15 protein-coding genes are annotated in these 15,652 nt (G+C 69.6%); 9 read left to right on the top strand and 6 right to left on the bottom strand.

The window, feature by feature from the left end; all coding sequences use genetic code 11:
- Positions 1-167: 167 nt before the first annotated feature.
- Positions 168-518 carry a DUF1905 domain-containing protein gene (locus tag ACQE3C_RS09715; RefSeq protein ID WP_434538985.1) on the top strand — a complete coding sequence of 117 codons (351 nt, stop codon included), beginning with the start codon at positions 168-170 and terminating at the stop codon, positions 516-518.
- 9 nt (positions 519-527) lie between these two features.
- Here the strand turns inward: ACQE3C_RS09715 and ACQE3C_RS09710 are convergent, their stop codons facing one another.
- Entirely contained in the window at positions 528-1,874 is a 1,347-nt protein-coding gene (locus ACQE3C_RS09710) for a YibE/F family protein (RefSeq protein WP_434538984.1), read from the bottom strand.
- A 44-nt stretch (positions 1,875-1,918) separates the two neighbouring features.
- On the opposite strand from ACQE3C_RS09710, the gene ACQE3C_RS09705 reads away from it, so the two are divergent.
- The 3 genes from ACQE3C_RS09705 to ACQE3C_RS09695 are packed head-to-tail and all read left to right on the top strand — an operon-like array spanning position 1,919 to position 4,081.
- Positions 1,919-2,839 carry a DNA-3-methyladenine glycosylase family protein gene (locus tag ACQE3C_RS09705; RefSeq protein ID WP_434538983.1) on the top strand — a complete coding sequence of 307 codons (921 nt, stop codon included), beginning with the start codon at positions 1,919-1,921 and terminating at the stop codon, positions 2,837-2,839.
- On the top strand, positions 2,823-3,299 hold the full coding sequence (locus ACQE3C_RS09700; protein ID WP_434538982.1) for a hypothetical protein: 477 nt from the start codon (positions 2,823-2,825) through the stop codon (positions 3,297-3,299). Before ACQE3C_RS09705 ends, ACQE3C_RS09700 begins: the two co-directional genes overlap by 17 nt.
- Entirely contained in the window at positions 3,296-4,081 is a 786-nt protein-coding gene (locus ACQE3C_RS09695; RefSeq protein ID WP_434538981.1) for a DUF2786 domain-containing protein, read from the top strand. The genes ACQE3C_RS09700 and ACQE3C_RS09695 overlap by 4 nt, the downstream gene beginning before the upstream one ends.
- Here the strand turns inward: ACQE3C_RS09695 and ACQE3C_RS09690 are convergent.
- The 4 genes from ACQE3C_RS09690 to ACQE3C_RS09675 are packed head-to-tail and all read right to left on the bottom strand — an operon-like array spanning position 4,027 to position 7,385.
- Positions 4,027-5,424 carry an ATP-binding protein gene (locus tag ACQE3C_RS09690; RefSeq protein WP_434539055.1) on the bottom strand — a complete coding sequence of 466 codons (1,398 nt, stop codon included), beginning with the start codon at positions 5,422-5,424 and terminating at the stop codon, positions 4,027-4,029. The two genes, ACQE3C_RS09695 and ACQE3C_RS09690, sit on opposite strands and share 55 nt — an antisense overlap.
- A gap of 56 nt (positions 5,425-5,480) precedes the next feature.
- On the bottom strand, positions 5,481-6,167 hold the full coding sequence (locus ACQE3C_RS09685; protein ID WP_434538980.1) for a response regulator transcription factor: 687 nt from the start codon (positions 6,165-6,167) through the stop codon (positions 5,481-5,483).
- A 15-nt stretch (positions 6,168-6,182) separates the two neighbouring features.
- The gene (locus ACQE3C_RS09680; RefSeq protein WP_434538979.1) at positions 6,183-6,905 is read right to left on the bottom strand and encodes a Type 1 glutamine amidotransferase-like domain-containing protein; all 723 of its coding nucleotides are present in this window, start codon (positions 6,903-6,905) and stop codon (positions 6,183-6,185) included.
- A gap of 9 nt (positions 6,906-6,914) precedes the next feature.
- Positions 6,915-7,385 carry a low molecular weight protein-tyrosine-phosphatase gene (locus ACQE3C_RS09675; protein WP_434538978.1) on the bottom strand — a complete coding sequence of 157 codons (471 nt, stop codon included), beginning with the start codon at positions 7,383-7,385 and terminating at the stop codon, positions 6,915-6,917.
- 44 nt (positions 7,386-7,429) lie between these two features.
- Here ACQE3C_RS09675 and argF point away from each other — a divergent pair, with 44 nt between their 5' ends.
- Genes argF through ACQE3C_RS09650 form a run of 5 tightly spaced genes read left to right on the top strand, consistent with a single transcriptional unit; the run spans position 7,430 to position 12,507 of the window.
- On the top strand, positions 7,430-8,431 hold the full coding sequence (gene argF, locus ACQE3C_RS09670; RefSeq protein ID WP_434538977.1) for an ornithine carbamoyltransferase: 1,002 nt from the start codon (positions 7,430-7,432) through the stop codon (positions 8,429-8,431).
- 26 nt (positions 8,432-8,457) lie between these two features.
- Positions 8,458-9,078 carry a hypothetical protein gene (locus tag ACQE3C_RS09665; RefSeq protein ID WP_434538976.1) on the top strand — a complete coding sequence of 207 codons (621 nt, stop codon included), beginning with the start codon at positions 8,458-8,460 and terminating at the stop codon, positions 9,076-9,078.
- Positions 9,075-10,964 carry a hypothetical protein gene (locus ACQE3C_RS09660; RefSeq protein WP_434538975.1) on the top strand — a complete coding sequence of 630 codons (1,890 nt, stop codon included), beginning with the start codon at positions 9,075-9,077 and terminating at the stop codon, positions 10,962-10,964. Before ACQE3C_RS09665 ends, ACQE3C_RS09660 begins: the two co-directional genes overlap by 4 nt.
- Before the next feature lie 38 nt (positions 10,965-11,002).
- On the top strand, positions 11,003-11,836 hold the full coding sequence (locus ACQE3C_RS09655) for a hypothetical protein (RefSeq protein WP_434538974.1): 834 nt from the start codon (positions 11,003-11,005) through the stop codon (positions 11,834-11,836).
- Positions 11,785-12,507 (top strand): hypothetical protein, encoded by a 723-nt coding sequence (locus ACQE3C_RS09650; protein WP_434538973.1) that lies wholly within the window; start codon positions 11,785-11,787, stop codon positions 12,505-12,507. The genes ACQE3C_RS09655 and ACQE3C_RS09650 overlap by 52 nt, the downstream gene beginning before the upstream one ends.
- Positions 12,508-12,676: 169 nt before the next feature.
- Here the strand turns inward: ACQE3C_RS09650 and ACQE3C_RS09645 are convergent, their stop codons facing one another.
- On the bottom strand, positions 12,677-15,478 hold the full coding sequence (locus ACQE3C_RS09645) for a 5'-nucleotidase C-terminal domain-containing protein (protein WP_434538972.1): 2,802 nt from the start codon (positions 15,476-15,478) through the stop codon (positions 12,677-12,679).
- Between the last annotated feature and the right edge of the window lie 174 nt (positions 15,479-15,652).

Here is a 15,652-nt window from a genome sequence, read left to right as displayed (position 1 = left end):
CTAGCGCGGGGGTGAGCGGTAGGCTTGGTAGTGGGGGGATCCGTGCCTAGAAGTCAGGCTAGTGATCCGGGTGGTCCTGCAAGGGCGCGCGACGGGTTTGGCCAGCAAGGGCTCGCATGTCTTCCCGCCAGGGGTGCCTGCCAGAGCCCGCGGATGAAGGGAAGCCGGTGAAGCCAACTGGTGAACAACCTCCTCGTGAGGACATCGGCGAGTTCGAGGCCCTCGACCCGATCGACTTCCGGTTCACGGGGGAGGTCATCGAGTGGCGCGGCCCGGCGCCCTTCCACTTCGTGGTGCTGCCGCTGGATGCGGCCGAGGAGGTCTTCGAGGAGACCCACCTGTCCTACGGCTGGGGCATGATCCCGGCCACCATCACCGTCGGCGACACCACCTGGTACACCGCTCTGTGGCGCAAACAGGGCACCTACTACATCCCCCTCAAGGACGCGGTGCGCACGGCGGAGGACCTGCACCTCGGTGACGTCATCGAGGTGTACCTGAAACTCGGCCGCGACTGAGCGCCGGTCTCAGTCGGTGGGGCGCTGGAAGGCGGAGTGGTCGCCGGCGCCCGCCGACGGTGAGCGGGGGGAGCCCGCCGCCTCGACCAGGGGTTCGCCGCCCTCGAGTTCGTCCAGCTCGTCCAGCTCGCCGGAACCGGCCTCCCGCGCAGCTGATCGTCCGACCGAGACCGCGAGCACCCCGATGCCGGTGGTCAGCGGTACCGCCAGCACCAGCCCGATCGAGCCGATGATGGTGCGCAGGATCTCACCGGCGAACAGTTCCTCGAAGACCAGGTCGGACAGGCTCTGGTCGTAGATCTGGATCAGCAGCAGCACGCTCAGGGCGGCGCCGGCCGAGGCGAAAGCGATGGTGTAGACCGTCGAGGCGATGTGGTCGCGGCCGATCCGCATGGCGCTGCGGTAGAGCTGCCAGGGGCTCTTGACGGTCTTGGCCAGCTCCCACACCGACGAGGCCTGGGTGATGGTGACGTCGTTCAGCGCACCCAGTGCGGCCACGATCATCGAGCAGATCACCACCGATGTCATCCGCAGGTCGGGCGCCGAGGCCGCCAGGATGAAGTCGTCCTCATGGGTGACCCCGGTCAGGTGCGCCCAGTTCACCGAGATCAACCCCAGGATCGCCGCCAGCAGCAGCCCGAACAGGGTGCCCACCAGGGCGGTGGTGGTGCGCACCGTGAACCCGTGCGACGTGTACAGCACCACGAACATGATCGCCGCGCTGCCGACCACCCCGACGATCACCGGGTCCTTGCCCTGGATCAGGTTGGGCATCATGAACTCGATCAGGATCCAGAACGCGAACCCCAACCCGACCAGCGCCAGGAATCCCCGCAGCCGGGCCACCGCCACCACCAGGGCCGCGAACAGCAGGACGAAGAACATCACCGGGGTCTGGCGTTCGAAGTCGATGAAAGAGTAGACCGCCTCGGTGCCCTCCAGCGGCACCCGGTACATCCGCACCTGTTCACCGACCGAGGCGCCGGACTGGTAGACCGCCGAGGTCAGTCGGAAGCTCTGCAGTGACCCGGCGTCGGGGCCGTCGTCCACCCGCACGGTCAGCGTGGCGCAGATCGTGGTGTCCCCGGGGAAGCTGCCGACCTCACCGTCGCAGGACGACTCGGTCACCTCCGTGATGGTGCCGCGCTGGTAGGTGGTGCCCGGTACCCGGACGATGCCGGTGTCCTCCCGGATGTGGGAGGCGGTGTCCTGGGGCCACATCAGCACCAGCGAGGCGAAGGTGAGCACGGCCAGCGGGACCAGCAGGATGGCCAGGATCCGCGCTGCGAACCGCTGGTGCTCCTTCTGTTCGGGCGTCAGGTCGGCCGTGTCGCCGTGCGAGTGCGAGTGTGCCACGCAGATCAGGTTACTTGTCAGTGCCGACACCTACTCTGGACGACATGCCCAGCAGCACCGTCGTCACCGGCCTGGCCGGTTCGTTGGATGCCGTGATGACGCGCCTGCAGCGCGGTCACGGTGACCCGACGTTGCGCCGGGTCCACGACGGCTGGTGGCGGGCGATGCATCCCGCGCCGGGTCCCGCCCTGGTGCACTTCCGCCGCGAGGGCGACGACGTGGTCGTCCGGGCCTGGGGTGAGGGGACCGCCTGGGCTTTCGAGCATGCCCCGACCCAGCTGGGGGCCGACGACCGGCCTGAACTGTTCCCGCCGGCACCGGTGCGGTTGGGGGCGACGGGATTGCTGGCCGAGGCGCTGGCGGCGGCTGTCATCGAGCAGAAGGTCACCGGGGCCGAGGCCTTCACCTCGCTGCGGCGGCTGGTGCGCCGCTTCGGGGAACCCGCTCCCGGCGCCGAGGACGAGCACCACCCCGCCCATGGGCTGGTCGCCCCACCCACCGCCGAGCAGTGGGCCGCGCTGCCGGGCTGGGAGGCGGTGCAGGTCGGCATCGACGACCGCCGGGCCGCCACCCTGCGCCGGACGATGGCGAAGGTCCCCGCCCTGGAACGGGTGCTCGCCCGCCACGCAGGCCTGGACGTGACCCCCCGGGGGGAGGCCCTGGAACGGGCCCTGACCAGCCTGCCCGGCATCGGGGTCTGGACTGCCGCCAAGGTGCGCCAGCAGGTGCTGGGTGACCCGGACGCCTGGAGCATCGGGGACTACCACGTGCCGGGAGTGGTCGAGTGGCGCCTGGGCGGCCCCGCCGAGGAGGCCTTGGAACCCTTCCGGCCCCATCGCTACCGCCTCGAACTGTCGCTGCTGTCCCAGGGCTTGCCCCCACGACACGGACCCCGCCGCAGCCTGCCCACCCACCTGCCGCTGCGAGCCGACTGGAGAGGGGGCAGCCATGGTCGCCGACCCTGATGCCGACCGGGTCTACCTGTGCGAGGACCGGCTGCAGCGCTGGGCCCGTGCCGGCACCGCCGTGCTGGTCGACGGGCGCCTGGTCAGCGTCGAAGCCGAGCACGACTTCGCCGACCTGGCCGCCGCCGCCCTGTTCTGCACCCTGACCTGCCTCGAGCTCGGCCTGCCGCCGGTGCGGGTGCGGCAGCGGCGCGGTGAGCGGCAGTCCCACTACCAACCCGCCCGCGGCGCCGACCCGGCTGAAATCGCCCTGGCCAGTTGGGGTGCCGCGCGGCTGGTGGTGCTGCACGAGTTGGCCCACCACCTGGCCCACCACACCCCGGGCGGCGTGGAGCAGCCCGCCCACGGGCCGGTCTTCCGCGCGGCGCTGGTGCGGCTGCTGCGCCACGTCGACCTGCCCCGGCAGGCAGCAGAACTCCAACGCCTCTTCGACCAACCCGACCAGGAGGTCACGCCATGAGCCAGAAGGCCGCCGCCGTCATCGGCAAACTGCTGCGCAAGGCCGAGACCACCCACTCCCGGGAGGAGGCCGACGCGCTGGTCACCAAGGCGCAGGAACTGGCCACCCGGTACTCGATCGACCTGGCCCTGGCCCGCCGCGCCGATGAGCTCAGCCAGTCCCGGGAGGTGGTGGAGGAACGCACCGTGGTGATCGGGCGGCCGCGCCAGCGCCACGTCACCGCGTTGCGCCGCCTGTTCACTGTGATCGCCCAGGTCAACGACGTCGAGGTGCTGATGCGCGGTGGCGAGTCGGAGGTCTACCCGATCGGCATGCCCAGCGACCTGAACACCGTCGAGGCGCTGTACCGCTCGCTGGTGGTGCAGCTGGTCGCTGCCGCCGACCGGTGGCTCGCGTCGGGGGCACACCGTGAGCTGTCCGGCTCGGTGCACACCAGCACCGCCCGTGGGGTGTTCTATGACGGGTTCATCCAGCGGATCGCCAGCCGGCTGAGCGCCGCCCAGGCCAGGGCGGTGGAGGAGGCCGTCGCCCGCGAACGCCCGGCCACCGGCAAGGAACTCTCATCGGTGGCCCTGGCCATGCGCGCCAAGTCGGCCGAGGTCGGTGAGTTCATCAGCGCCAAGTACCCGCGGGTCGGGGTGCGGCGCACCCGGGTCTCTCACGCCGGCCAGCAGACCGAGTCCATCCGGGCCGCCGGTCGGCGGGCTGCCGACCAGGCCAGCCTCGCTCAGGCTGACGGACGGCTGGCGCTCTCGTCCGGCAACAACTCGTCGGGGGCGTGAGTGCTGCCGGGCAGGTGCATGGTGAACTCGGCGCCGCCCTCGGCGGCCCGACCGGCGCGCACCCAGCCACCATGGGCCTGCACGGTGTGCGCCACGATCGACAGGCCCAGCCCGGTGCCCGGCGTGCTGCGGGCCCGGTCGGAACGGAAGAACCGGTCGAACACGTGCGGCAGGTCCTCCTCGGCGATGCCGGGTCCCTCGTCCGAGATGCGCAGCACGTCACCCTCGAGGTGCACCCGGATGGTCCCGCCGGGGGGTGAGAACTTCACGGCATTGTCGAGCAGGTTGGTGACCGCGCGTTCCAGGGTGTCGGCCTCACCCATGATGTAGAGCGGGTCGAGTTCGACGTCGAACCGCAGGCCGGGGCCGCGGCGGCGGGCCCGGGTGATCGCCGAGCGCACCACCTCGGCGAAGTCGAGGGCCTCGGGTGCCGCGGTGGCCTTGTCCTCCCGCGACAACTGCACCAGGTCACCGACCAGCGAGGTGAACTCACCGAGCTGGGCCGCGATGTCGTGCAGGATCTCGGCGCGGGCGCCGTCGGGCAGCATGTGCCGGTTCTCGTCGGCCACCAGCAACTCGACATTGGTGCGCATCGAGGTCAACGGGGTGCGCAGCTCATGGCCCGCGTCGGCGATCAGCCGCTTCTGGCGTTCCCGCGACGAGGACAGGGAGTTGAGCATGGTGTTGAACGACTCGGTCAGGTTGCCCAGGTCGTCGGTGCTGGCCGAGGGGATCGGCGTCAGCTGGTCGGTCTCGGTGATCTGGGCGACGGCCTTTGACAACTGCCGGATCGGCGCCAGAGTCTGCCGGCTCACCCACCAGCCGCCCAGGCCGACGGTGATCATGCCGACCAGGCCCACCGCGAGCAGCACCCACCACAGCTGCCGCAGGGTCGCCTCGGTGGCGTCGAGGGGCCGGGCTACCACCAGGGCGTAGTTGTTGCCGTCGCTGGTGAACGGCACCGCGGTCACGCGGAACCGCAGCCCCGAACCGGTGGTCAGGGTGCGCGGGTCGGACGCGGTCTGGGTGCGCGCGGCCGCCAGTTCCTGCGGGCCGGGGGTGATCACCGTGTTCACCCCGGGAATGCCGGTCACGGTGCCGTCGGCCCGCACCACCAGCAGGGTGACATCAGCGGTCGTCGTGGCGTCGGCGGTCAGCCCACCCATGGTGGTCGGCATCTGCTCCACGGTCGGCACCAGGGTGTGGCCGATCCCGATCAGGGTGTTGTCGAGCTGGCGGAACAGTGAGGCCTGGGTCGCGAAGTAGGCCGTGGCCCCCACCGCCAGCACCACGCCGGTCAGGCTGAGCAGCGTCATCGTGGCCAGACGCCGACCCAGGGGCAGTCCCGATTGGAGGCGCGGCAGGATCCGACGCCAGGCAGTCAACCAGCGCACGCGGCCTACGGGGGGGTCTCGCGCAGCACGTAACCGACGCCACGGACGGTGTGCAGCAGACGGGACTCACCTTCTCCCTCGGTCTTGCGCCGCAGGTAGCCGATGTAGACCTCGAGGGAGTTGGCGGTGGTCGGGAAGTCGAAGCCCCAGACCTCGTTCAGCAGCCAGCCCCGCTCCAGCACGCGGCGGGGGTGGTCCATGAACACGTTCAGCAGGGCGAACTCGGTGCGGGTCAGGCTGATCCGGCGCCCGTTGCGGGTCACCTCACGGGTCTGCGGGTCGAGCACCAGGTCTTCGAACTGCTTGACCTCGGGGTTGTGCTCCGGCTCCGGACGAGCACGCCGGGTCAACGCCCGCAGCCGCGCGAGCAGCTCGTCCAAGGCGTAGGGCTTGACCATGTAGTCGTCGGCACCCACGTCGAGGCCGTCGACCCGGTCGTTGACCGCGTCGCGGGCGGTGAGGATCAGGATCGGCACGTCATTGCCGGTCGAGCGCAGCATCCTGGTCGCCTCGAGCCCGTCGAGGCGGGGCATCATCACGTCCATCACCACGGCATCGGGACGAATCGCCGACAGCTGCGCCAGCGCTTCCAGCCCGTCGGCCGCGGTGGTGACCTCGTAGCCGTTGTAGGACAACGAACGCTTCAGGGAGTCACGCACCGCCTGGTCGTCATCAACCACCAAGATCTGCATGGCCCTACCTTAGCGTCAGGCATCCGGGTACTGGGTGGTCACCATCACCCCGAGCGGTTCGCGGCTGAACCAGCGCACCCGGCCCAGGCCGTAGTGGGCCGTGCGGCCGCTGACCGGGTCGACCACCAGGCAGGTGTCCTCGTCGATGCCGACGGCGGTGCGGGTCACCGCAGACTCCACGATGCCGGTCAGCAGCCCGTCGTGCAGGGCCACGTCGCTGTGGGTGGCGACCGTCGGGGTGATCAGCGCCAGCCCGTCGACGACGCTCACCTCGTCCAACCCCTCGGACCACTCCTGGGAACCCACCGGACGACCCTCGCGGCGCCAGCCGCCGACCAGCGCGTGGCGTGAGGCCACCTGGGCGCCGGCCGAGTAGCCCAGGTAGTGCACGTCGTCGCGCACCAGCCGGGCGAGCTGGTCGCGGTGCGGCGCCAGGTGCTCGAGGTAGGTGGGGGTGTGGCCGCCCGCCACGATGATGGCGTCCACCCCGTCGAAGTCCTCGGGCCACTCGGGCAGGTACACCTCGGTGACCTCGACCTCGGGCAGCCGGGAGCGCACCGGGTCCAGGTAGGCGGCGGTGTACTGCTGGGCCTGCTCGGCCGGCCCCGCGCTGACGTAGGCCACCCGCGGACGACGACTCGCGGCCCCCCGCAGCCGGGCGGCGACACTCGCGGCGAAGACGTCATGCACGTCGGAGAGCTGGTCGGAGGGGGCACCGCCCACGAGGAACAAGGTCATGGGGCAAGACTAGTGGTCGAGCTCGCGCAGCCTGTCGAGCAGCCGCGGCATCGAGCGTTCCAGCGCCGCCAGCGTCTCCTCGAAGTCCGCCTGGTCCCCGTACCAGGGGTCGGGCAGCGGGTCACCCGGGGCGGCTGCGGGGTCGAAGTCGCTGACCAGCCGGAGTTCGGGCAGGTCGGTGCCGAGGCGGCGCAGCCGCTCCAGGTGGTACTGCTCGGCGGCGACCACCAGGTCGACGTCGGCGAGCATGGCCCTGGTCACCTGCCGCGCCCGGTGCAGCTCCGGACGGTACCCGTGCTCGACGAGTACCCGCACCGCCCGCGGGTCCATCGTGTTGCCGTGCTCCTCGTCACTGATGCCGGCACTGCTGAACCGGGCCGCCACCCCCGCCTGGTCGGCGGCCTCGGTGGCGACCACCTCACCCATCGGGCTGCGGCAGATGTTGCCCCAGCAGAGGAACAGCACGTGTGGGTTCGTCATGGGCACCATCCTGCCGTGTCGGGGGTGACCGCTAACGTGGGCCCATGACATCGCTCACCGGACGCAGCTTCCTCAAGGAACTTGATTTCACCCCTGACGAATGGCGCAGCCTGCTCGACCTGGCCGCCCAGCTGAAGCAGGAGCGCCGCGACGGTGTCGAGCAGCAGCGCTTGCTGGGGCGCACCATCGCCCTGATCTTCGAGAAGTCCAGCTCGCGGACCCGTTCTGCCTTCGAGGTGGCCGCCGCCCACCAGGGTGCGCACACCACCTACTTCGACCCGACGGGCAGCCACATCCGCGGCAAGGAGTCGATCGTCGACACCGCGCTGCTGTTCGGCCGGATGTTCGATGCCATCGAGTACCGCGGCTTCGGCCAGGACACCGTGGAGCAGCTGGCCGAGCATTCCGGGGTGCCGGTGTGGAACGGCCTGACCGACGAATGGCACCCGACCCAGACCCTGGCCGACCAGCTCACCATCCGCGAGTGGGTCGACAAGCCGCTGGACGAGGTGACCATCGCCTACCTGGGTGATGCCCGCAACAATGTCGGCAACTCGGTGCTGGCCGCTGGTGCGCTGATGGGCATGGACGTGCGGATGGTCGCACCGACCCAGCTGCACAACACCGACGAGGTGGTGGCCCAGGCCCGCGCGGTCGCCGAGCAGACCGGCGCCCGGATCACCCTGACCGACGACGTCGCCGCCGGTGTCGCCGGGGCCGACGTCATCTACACCGACGTCTGGGTCTCGATGGGTGAACCCAAGGAGGTCTGGACCGAGCGGATCAACCTGCTCACGCCCTACCAGGTCAACGCCGCCGTGATGGATGCCACCGGCAACCCCGACGTGATCGCCATGCACTGCCTGCCCGCCTACCACGACCGCAACACCACCGTCGGCGAGGAGGTCTACCAGCTCACCGGCATGGAGGCCCTCGAGATCACCGACGAGGTCTTCCAGGCCCAGCGTGAGGTCATCTTCGACCAGGCCGAGAACCGCATGCACACCATCAAGGCGGTCATGGTCGCCACGCTCGCCCGGAACTGACCCCGCCCGCGGCCTACGCTGGCCCGGTGAGCACGCCCCGACCCGACCTGCCCGCCGAGGCGCGACTGCGCGAGGCCGCCCGCTCCTACCGCCTGGCCGCCGCCCGGCTGCGCCGCGCCAACCCCGGACGACGGGCCACCAGCAGGCACGCCGAGGTCGACCTCGCCCCCGACGGGCGGCTGCAGGCGCTGCGGGTGCTCGCCACCGGCCTGGCCGGCACCGCCCTGGCCGCCGACTTCACCGCGCTGCACGAGGTGGCCACCGGTGGGCGCCCGGCCGGCGACGGCATCGGGGTCGCCGACCTGCCCCAGGACCCGGACCAGCCCTCACCCGGCCTGGGCGGGCGACGTTTCCAGCTGCCCGCCGGCGTCGACCCGCAAGCCCCACCGGCGGTGATGATGCAGCAGCTGTGTGACCACCTGCGCCACCGGATGGCGGCGGCCGAACAGGCCTCCGCGCAGGCGGCGGGCGTGGTCGGCGAGGGCCGCTCGTCCGGGGGGCATGTCACCCTCAGCCTCAACCAGGCCGGCCAACTGCACGGCATCACCGTGACCAGCTGGTCGGCCGAGCTGCCGCTGCCCGCCCTGAACGATGCGCTCGCCGAGGCCCTCGCGCAGGCCGAACAAGACCTGGGAGCCCCACGATGAGCACCAGCACCTGGAGTGTGCCCGAACTGCAGGCGATGGCTTCCGCGGTGGACGAGCAGGCCGCCGGCCTGGCCGGGGCACCCCGCCCCCACGGCCCTGCGGTCGGGGCCTTCGGCCACCTGCTGGAACCGCCGGCCACCCACACCTTCCCCGCCACCAATGAGGACATCACCGCCTTCCTCGAGGCGGCCACCGCCGCGGTGACCAGCATCAGTGGGGGCCTGGGCGCCACCGCCGAGGCCTACCGGCTCACCGAGGAACAGGCACTCGACCTGATCACCACCATCTTCTCCGCCGGCGCCCCGGCGCCCGGCCCCGCACCGGCGGCCGTCGAGGTCACCCCGCGGGCCCACTGGGCGCTGGCTGGGGACATCCTCGAGCAGGGCGCCGCCGCCGGGGCGGACGCCTTCAGCGCCGGGAACCCGCTGCGGATGCTGCTGCCCACCGCCCTGGACTGGCTCGACTTCCCGGCCGCGGTCCACGAACTGGTCAGCACCGCCCTGACCTGGCTGGCGGCCACCGTGATCAGCTACTTCGGCCCCTTCGACGATGCGCTCACCGAACTCACCGGCGACGCGGGGGCCATCCGTGCTGCCAGGGCCACCCTCGACGAACTGGCCGAGGCGCTGGGGGAGCACGCGGCCGGCATGCAGGCCGCCACCGGGTCGGCGCAGCAGTGGGCCGGGACCTCGGCCGACGTGTTCGCCGCCTACGCGCGGGTGCAGTCGGACTCCATGGCAGCCGCCCAGGGACTGGTGGGCGTCATCGGCCCCAGCATCGAGGGCATCGCGCAGAACACCGCCACCGCCCGGCAGATGATCATGGCGATGGTGGCCAACATCCTTGACGAGGTCATCCGCTACGTCACCCCCAACATCTTCTGGTTCAAGGTGGCCCTCGGGCTCGCCTTCGTCCCGGGTGGGATCATCGTCTCGGGGGCGATCCTGGCGAAGATGGTGGCCGACTTCATCGCCTGGCTGCTGGAGTTCCTGGCCACCGAGATGCAGGTGATGGCCGAGGTCATGCGTGACGTCGCCGAGCAGGGCAATGCCTACCTCGGCCAGGTCCGCCAGCTCGGTGAGTCGATGGCCCGCGCCGGGACGGCGCTGCAGACCGGGCAGGACCCCGGCATCGGTTACGGCGTCGACGCCGACAGCATGGCCGGCTCCATGTTCGGCACCGACCCCGACCCGCGGGACGGGCTGGTCATCGACATGATGGCCGGTGACATCCCACCCGGGTTCAGCGAGGTCAGCGACCCCGACACCCTGGCCGAGCTGGGGCTCACCCCCGACATGCTCAGCAATGACGAGAACGGGTTCGCCGCCCACGTCTACCAGGACGAGGACGGCAATGTGGTGATCATCTTCGAGGGCACCGACTTCAGCGACCCCGCCCAGACCGACCTGCTCAAGGAGAACGTGCCCGGCGGCACCGGCATGGGCCCGCAGTCGGAGATGGCGATCGCGATCGCGCAGGCGATCGGCGACAGCGACCGCCAGGGTGACGTCATCTACGGCGGTCACTCCCTGGGTGGGCGGCTGGCCGCCATCGCCGCGATGACCAGCGGTAACCCGGCGGTCACCGCGAATGCGGCCGGCGTCAGCGATGCCACCATGGACTACATCGCCCAGCAGAACGGCATGACCCGCGAACAGCTGCTCGCCGACACCTTTGGTGGCCTGGTCCGCGCCTACCGCACCGACGACGACATCCTGACCAACCTGCAGGAGGACTGGCCGATCACCTCAGGGCTGATGCCCGACCACCACGGCACCCAGTTCGACCTGGGTGGGTCCCAGAACCCGGTCGCGGGCCACGGTTCGGACAACGTGCAGCACGAGTACAACCAGCAGTACGGGGCCAACCGACCAAATGGTCTGTAAAGCTGTTACAGAACAATGTCAGAAATGCTGTCCGCAGCATGCGTTTGCAGGCGGAGCAGATTCGCCGACAACACCCGGCCCACCGGGTCTCCAGCCAGCACGCCAAGGTGGACATCGCCCCGAACCGCCGGCTCATGGCATTGCGCTGCCTGAGCACCAGCGGCATCAGCATCGGCCAGTTGGCCCAGCAGCTGCTGGCCCAGTACCGGACCTTCGACGGCACCAGCAGCCCCGGCAGCCGCGGCCTGGCCCGCGCCCTGCCCATGCTGGCCAAGGTGGTCGGTGAGGGCATCTCCGGTGTCCTGCTGGACGAGGTGCGCAAGAACTTCGTCCCGATCGCCCGGGCGCTGGCCGACCTGGCGGGCAGCATGAGCGGCTACCGCGAGTCGGTGGACCGGTTGAACAGGATCGCTGCCGGGCTCGATGAGCATGTCTACGTGATGGACGACATCGCCGGCTCGGCCCCGAACTGGACCGGTGAGAGCAAGTGGGCCTTCCAGCACTACGCGGCGGCCCAATGGAAGTGCATGCGCTCCACGACGAAGGTGACCCGGGCCTTCATCCCCAACCTGGACGCGCTGGCCCGCAACAGTGCCAGCGCACGGCTGCGCATCTACGAGATCGCCATGGTCGTCCTGGCCGAGCTGGCGATCTTCTGCGCACGGGTGGCGATCGGGCTGATCGGTGCCACTGCCATGGCCGGTTTCACGATGGGCCTCAGCCTGCTCGGGTTTGTCATTGCCACGCTGGCCGACCTGGCGCTGTGGTGGAACTTCACCATCGTGCCCATGCTGGCCAAGGTTGTCGAGGGACGATCGTGGTGGCCTTCTCGGGTACGCACTTCGATGACCCGAACCAGATCGACCTGCTGAAGGAGAACATCTTCGGCGGCATCGGGTTGGGGCCCCAGAGTGCGATGGTCATCGCGATCGCCGAGGCCATCAACAAGTCCTCGTTGAAGGGTGACGTGCTCTACGCCGGGCACTCCCTGGGCGGACGGCTGGCGTCGGTGGCCGCAATGGTCAGTGGCAACCCCGTCATCACGGCGAATGCGGCCGGGGTCAGCGAGGCGACCATGACCTACATCGCCGAGACCCGCGGCATCAGCATGGCCAATCTGCTTGCCGAGGTCAATGGTGGCCTGGTGCGGGCCTACCGCACCAGCGACGACATCCTGACCCAACTCCAGGAGAATCCCAACCCGACCACGGACTTCATGCCCGACGCCGTGGGGACGAAGTTCACCCTGGGTGGCACCCATGGGGTGACCGACCCCGTCGGTGGGCATGACCACGTCAATGTGTGGGAGGAGTACCAGAAGCGCTACGGCTCCTCGCTCCCGGACGGTTTCGTCAGTGCCCAGCAGCTGGGGCAGGTGCCCGACCAGAGTGGCGAGCTGCCTCCTCCGGATCCCAGCGGCCCGGTGGTGAGCCTCTACGACTACAAGAAACCGGAGTACTGCTTGGCCGCGCCGACCGACGAGGGGGTCTACCAGCGACTGCAGGAGATGCTGCTGCCGCAGCCTCCTCCGACCGGAACCTGAGCATCTACGACTACCAGGACCTTGAGTACTCCGTGGTGGAGGACGACCGGTTGGACAGGGCTTTCGACGCCACGCGAAGACCCAAGGGCAGGTGAGCAGGGAACGCGCGAGGGCCCGCCGGCAGTGCCGACGGGCCCTCGTGGTGTCCTGGGGGTCAGATCACAGGTGATCAGGCGAAGAGGGTGAAACCGTTCCAGCCGTGACCGATCTGCTTGGCAACGCCCCACTTGCCGTTGCCGTCGTTGGTGTACAGGAAGAGCACACCGTTGGCCTTGCGACCGACCAGGTCGACGCGGCCGTCATTGTTCAGGTCACCGGGGGCGAAGAAGGCGGTGAAGCCTGCCCAGCCCTGACCGGTCTTCGCGGCCTGGATGATGGTGCCACCCGGGCCGGTGTAGTAGGTGAACAGGTCCCCGGCGGCGTTGGTGGCCAGGATGTCGGCGGTGCCGTCACCGTTGAAGTCGCCCACGCTGGTGATCTGGGTGATCGACTGCCAGTTCTTGCCGATGTGGCGGGCATCCTTCAGGCCACCGGTGGTCAGCGTGTAGCGGTAGAGGTTGCCGTTGGTGCCGATGCCGACCACCTCGGGTGAACCGTCGCCGGTCATGTCACCCACGACCGCCAGCTTGGCCAGGTTGTTCCACCCGGTGCCGACCAGGCGCGGCGAGCTGAACTGGCCCATGGTGGCGCCGAAGTACAGCAGCAGTTCGCCGTTGGCCTTGCGGGCCAGCAGGTCGTCGATCCCATCGCCGTTGACGTCGGGGGTGTGGGAGATCCAGGTGAAGTTGTTCCAGCCGCCGCCGGCCTTGGTGACCAGCGAGCTCAGGCCGCCGCTGCGGCCGTAGTAGGTGTTCAGCACACCGTTGGCGTCGACGGCGATGATGTCGCCGATCTTGTCGCCGGACTGGTCACCCCAGGCGAAGGTCGGGCCGGCGGCCACGATGTTGACCGCCCACTGGACCGTGGTGCCACCGGGGGTGGCCTCGATCAGCAGGGTGGCCCCGCCGCTGTTCAGGCCCGACTTCACCGGGACCTGGACCTGCAGGTTGGTGACCCGGCCGTCGACGACGGCGGCCGAACCGACCTGGAGCTTGGTCGAGCCCTGGACGATGTAGGCCGTCGCGGTGGTGTTCTTGGTGGCGTTCAGGCCGGTGCTGTCCAGGGTCTCCCGGGCCAGGCCTGCGCCCTGCGGGACGCCCACCTGGAAGGTGGCCGACTGGCCCTCGACGAGCTGGGTGGCGCCCTTGACGGAGGCGCCGACGTTGCCGTACGGGGCCGAGATGGTGCCCTGGTCGCCGACCCACTCGGTGAAGGCGGTCAGGTCGACCAGGCCGGTGTCACGGGTGTTGGCGCCGTTGGCGAACTCGTAGAACTGGTCGCCGCCCTCGATCAGGAAGTTGCCCGAGACCAGGGTGAACACGTCGGTGTCGCTGATCGGCTGGCCCTCGAAGTAGATGCCGGTGATGCGCGAACCCTCGGGCAGCGACTCGTCGTAGGTGTAGCTGGTGTTGGGCGACAGGCCCAGGCGCAGGTAGGCACGGCTGGGCACGGTGCCGTTTGGCAGGCGCTGCCACTGCTGCTCGAGCACCTTCTTGAACTGGGCGCCGGTCAGCTCGGTGGTCTTGATGGTGTTGGCGAAGGGCAGGGCCAGCGCGGCGTCCTTGTAGGTGACATCACCGGCGGGCAGGCCGGCGCGGGTGCCACCGGGGTTCTGGACACCGATGATTTTCTTGCCCCGGTACTGGTCGTTGTTGCTCAGCACGTCACCGAAGAACTCGGCGACCAGGTTGGTGATCGGCGACTCGAGGTCGCGGACGTCGGGGACGTTCAGCCCGTTGGGCAGGCTCAGCGGCCCGTCGGTGGTGGCGACCTTGACGGCACCGACCACGTCGGACTCGGCGATCGCGTCCTGGGTGATCTCGACGATCTCCTGGATCGCCGGGAGGGTGACGTCGGGGGCGGCGGCGGGATCGACCAGCGCCGCGGTGGTGTCACCGCAGATGGTGCCGTTGTCCTCGACGTTGACGGTCACCTTGGCCAGCTTGGTGGCGTAGGAGGCCGCCTGCAGCAGCGGACGACCATCAGAGGTGGTCCAGTTGTAGAGCTGGTGGGTGTGGCCGGTGAACACGACGTTGACATCGGTGCTGATGTTCTCGTGGATCGACTTGAACGCGGGGCTGGCGGCGGCGTTCGACGCGGCGGTGCCCGACCCGTTGGCGGCACCCTCGTGGATCTGGGCGACGATGATGTCGGTCTCATCGGCGATGTCGGCGGCGACGTCGTTGACGGCCTGCACCGGGTCACCCACGGTCAGCCCGGCGATGCCACCGGGGCTGACCAGCCCGGGCAGGTCGCCGGTCACGGCGCCGATGACACCGATGCGGATGGCCGGGGTGTTGGCGTCGTCGTCGTGGTCGACCTCGATGATCTCGTAGGCCTTCAGCGGGGCCGGCACGTTGCCGGCAGCGTTGCGCACGTTGGAGACGAGCATCGGGAACTGCGGCACCACGTTGTCGTTGGTGCCCGCGTAGCGTGACTGCAGGTCAGACATGCCCTTGTCGTACTCGTGGTTGCCGGTGGCCGAGGCCTGCAGCCCGATCGCGTTGAGGATCGCGATGGTCGGGTTGTCGTTCTGCGAGGCCGACTCGAAGGTCGACCCACCGATGCTGTCACCGTTGGACAGCAGCACCACGTTGTTGCCGGCGGCGCGAGACTGCTCGACGGGGGTGAACAGCTTGGCAGCCAGATAGTTGTAGGTGCTACCACTCAGGCTGCCGATCCGGCCGTGGAAGTCGTTGAAGCTGTAGATCTCGATGGGGGTGCCGGCCACGCAGGCTGCGTTCGGCAGCAGTCTGGACGGGGTCTTCGCCTCGGCGAACGCGGGGGCAACGAGCCCGCCGGCGACTAGCGCGGCACTGACGCCGACGGCGGTCACCGCGCGGCGAACCCCGGTGAGAGGGCTGAGAGCCATGATTCTCCTTGAAGGTGTGACGAGTACGAACTCCCCCGCAACTCTGGTCGACGGCGACCTGATGGGGCAATGCTGGCATGACAACTTTTGCGAGTTGTTCACCAGAAGTTGGTCCGACTTACCGTAGGTGAATCGTTCGGCGTTGGGAAGCATTTCACCCCGCCGGATTTCCGA

It is taken from the genome of Aestuariimicrobium sp. Y1814, assembly GCF_050113895.1.
In the GTDB taxonomy this organism is placed as follows: Bacteria; Actinomycetota; Actinomycetes; order Propionibacteriales; family Propionibacteriaceae; genus Aestuariimicrobium.
This window is presented reverse-complemented; position numbering and strand designations above follow the sequence as displayed.

Excerpts from the sequence above, each read along its gene's own strand:
- ACQE3C_RS09645 (WP_434538972.1), bottom strand. The coding sequence starts at position 15,478 with ATGGCTCTCAGCCCTCTCACCGGGGTTCGCCGCGCGGTGACCGCCGTC.
- argF (WP_434538977.1), top strand. The coding sequence starts at position 7,430 with ATGACATCGCTCACCGGACGCAGCTTCCTCAAGGAACTTGATTTCACC.
- ACQE3C_RS09660 (WP_434538975.1), top strand. The coding sequence starts at position 9,075 with ATGAGCACCAGCACCTGGAGTGTGCCCGAACTGCAGGCGATGGCTTCC.
- ACQE3C_RS09685 (WP_434538980.1), bottom strand. The coding sequence starts at position 6,167 with ATGCAGATCTTGGTGGTTGATGACGACCAGGCGGTGCGTGACTCCCTG.
- ACQE3C_RS09700 (WP_434538982.1), top strand. The coding sequence starts at position 2,823 with ATGGTCGCCGACCCTGATGCCGACCGGGTCTACCTGTGCGAGGACCGG.
- ACQE3C_RS09695 (WP_434538981.1), top strand. The coding sequence starts at position 3,296 with ATGAGCCAGAAGGCCGCCGCCGTCATCGGCAAACTGCTGCGCAAGGCC.
- ACQE3C_RS09705 (WP_434538983.1), top strand. The coding sequence starts at position 1,919 with ATGCCCAGCAGCACCGTCGTCACCGGCCTGGCCGGTTCGTTGGATGCC.
- ACQE3C_RS09655 (WP_434538974.1), top strand. The coding sequence starts at position 11,003 with ATGCGTTTGCAGGCGGAGCAGATTCGCCGACAACACCCGGCCCACCGG.
- ACQE3C_RS09680 (WP_434538979.1), bottom strand. The coding sequence starts at position 6,905 with ATGACCTTGTTCCTCGTGGGCGGTGCCCCCTCCGACCAGCTCTCCGAC.
- ACQE3C_RS09675 (WP_434538978.1), bottom strand. The coding sequence starts at position 7,385 with ATGACGAACCCACACGTGCTGTTCCTCTGCTGGGGCAACATCTGCCGC.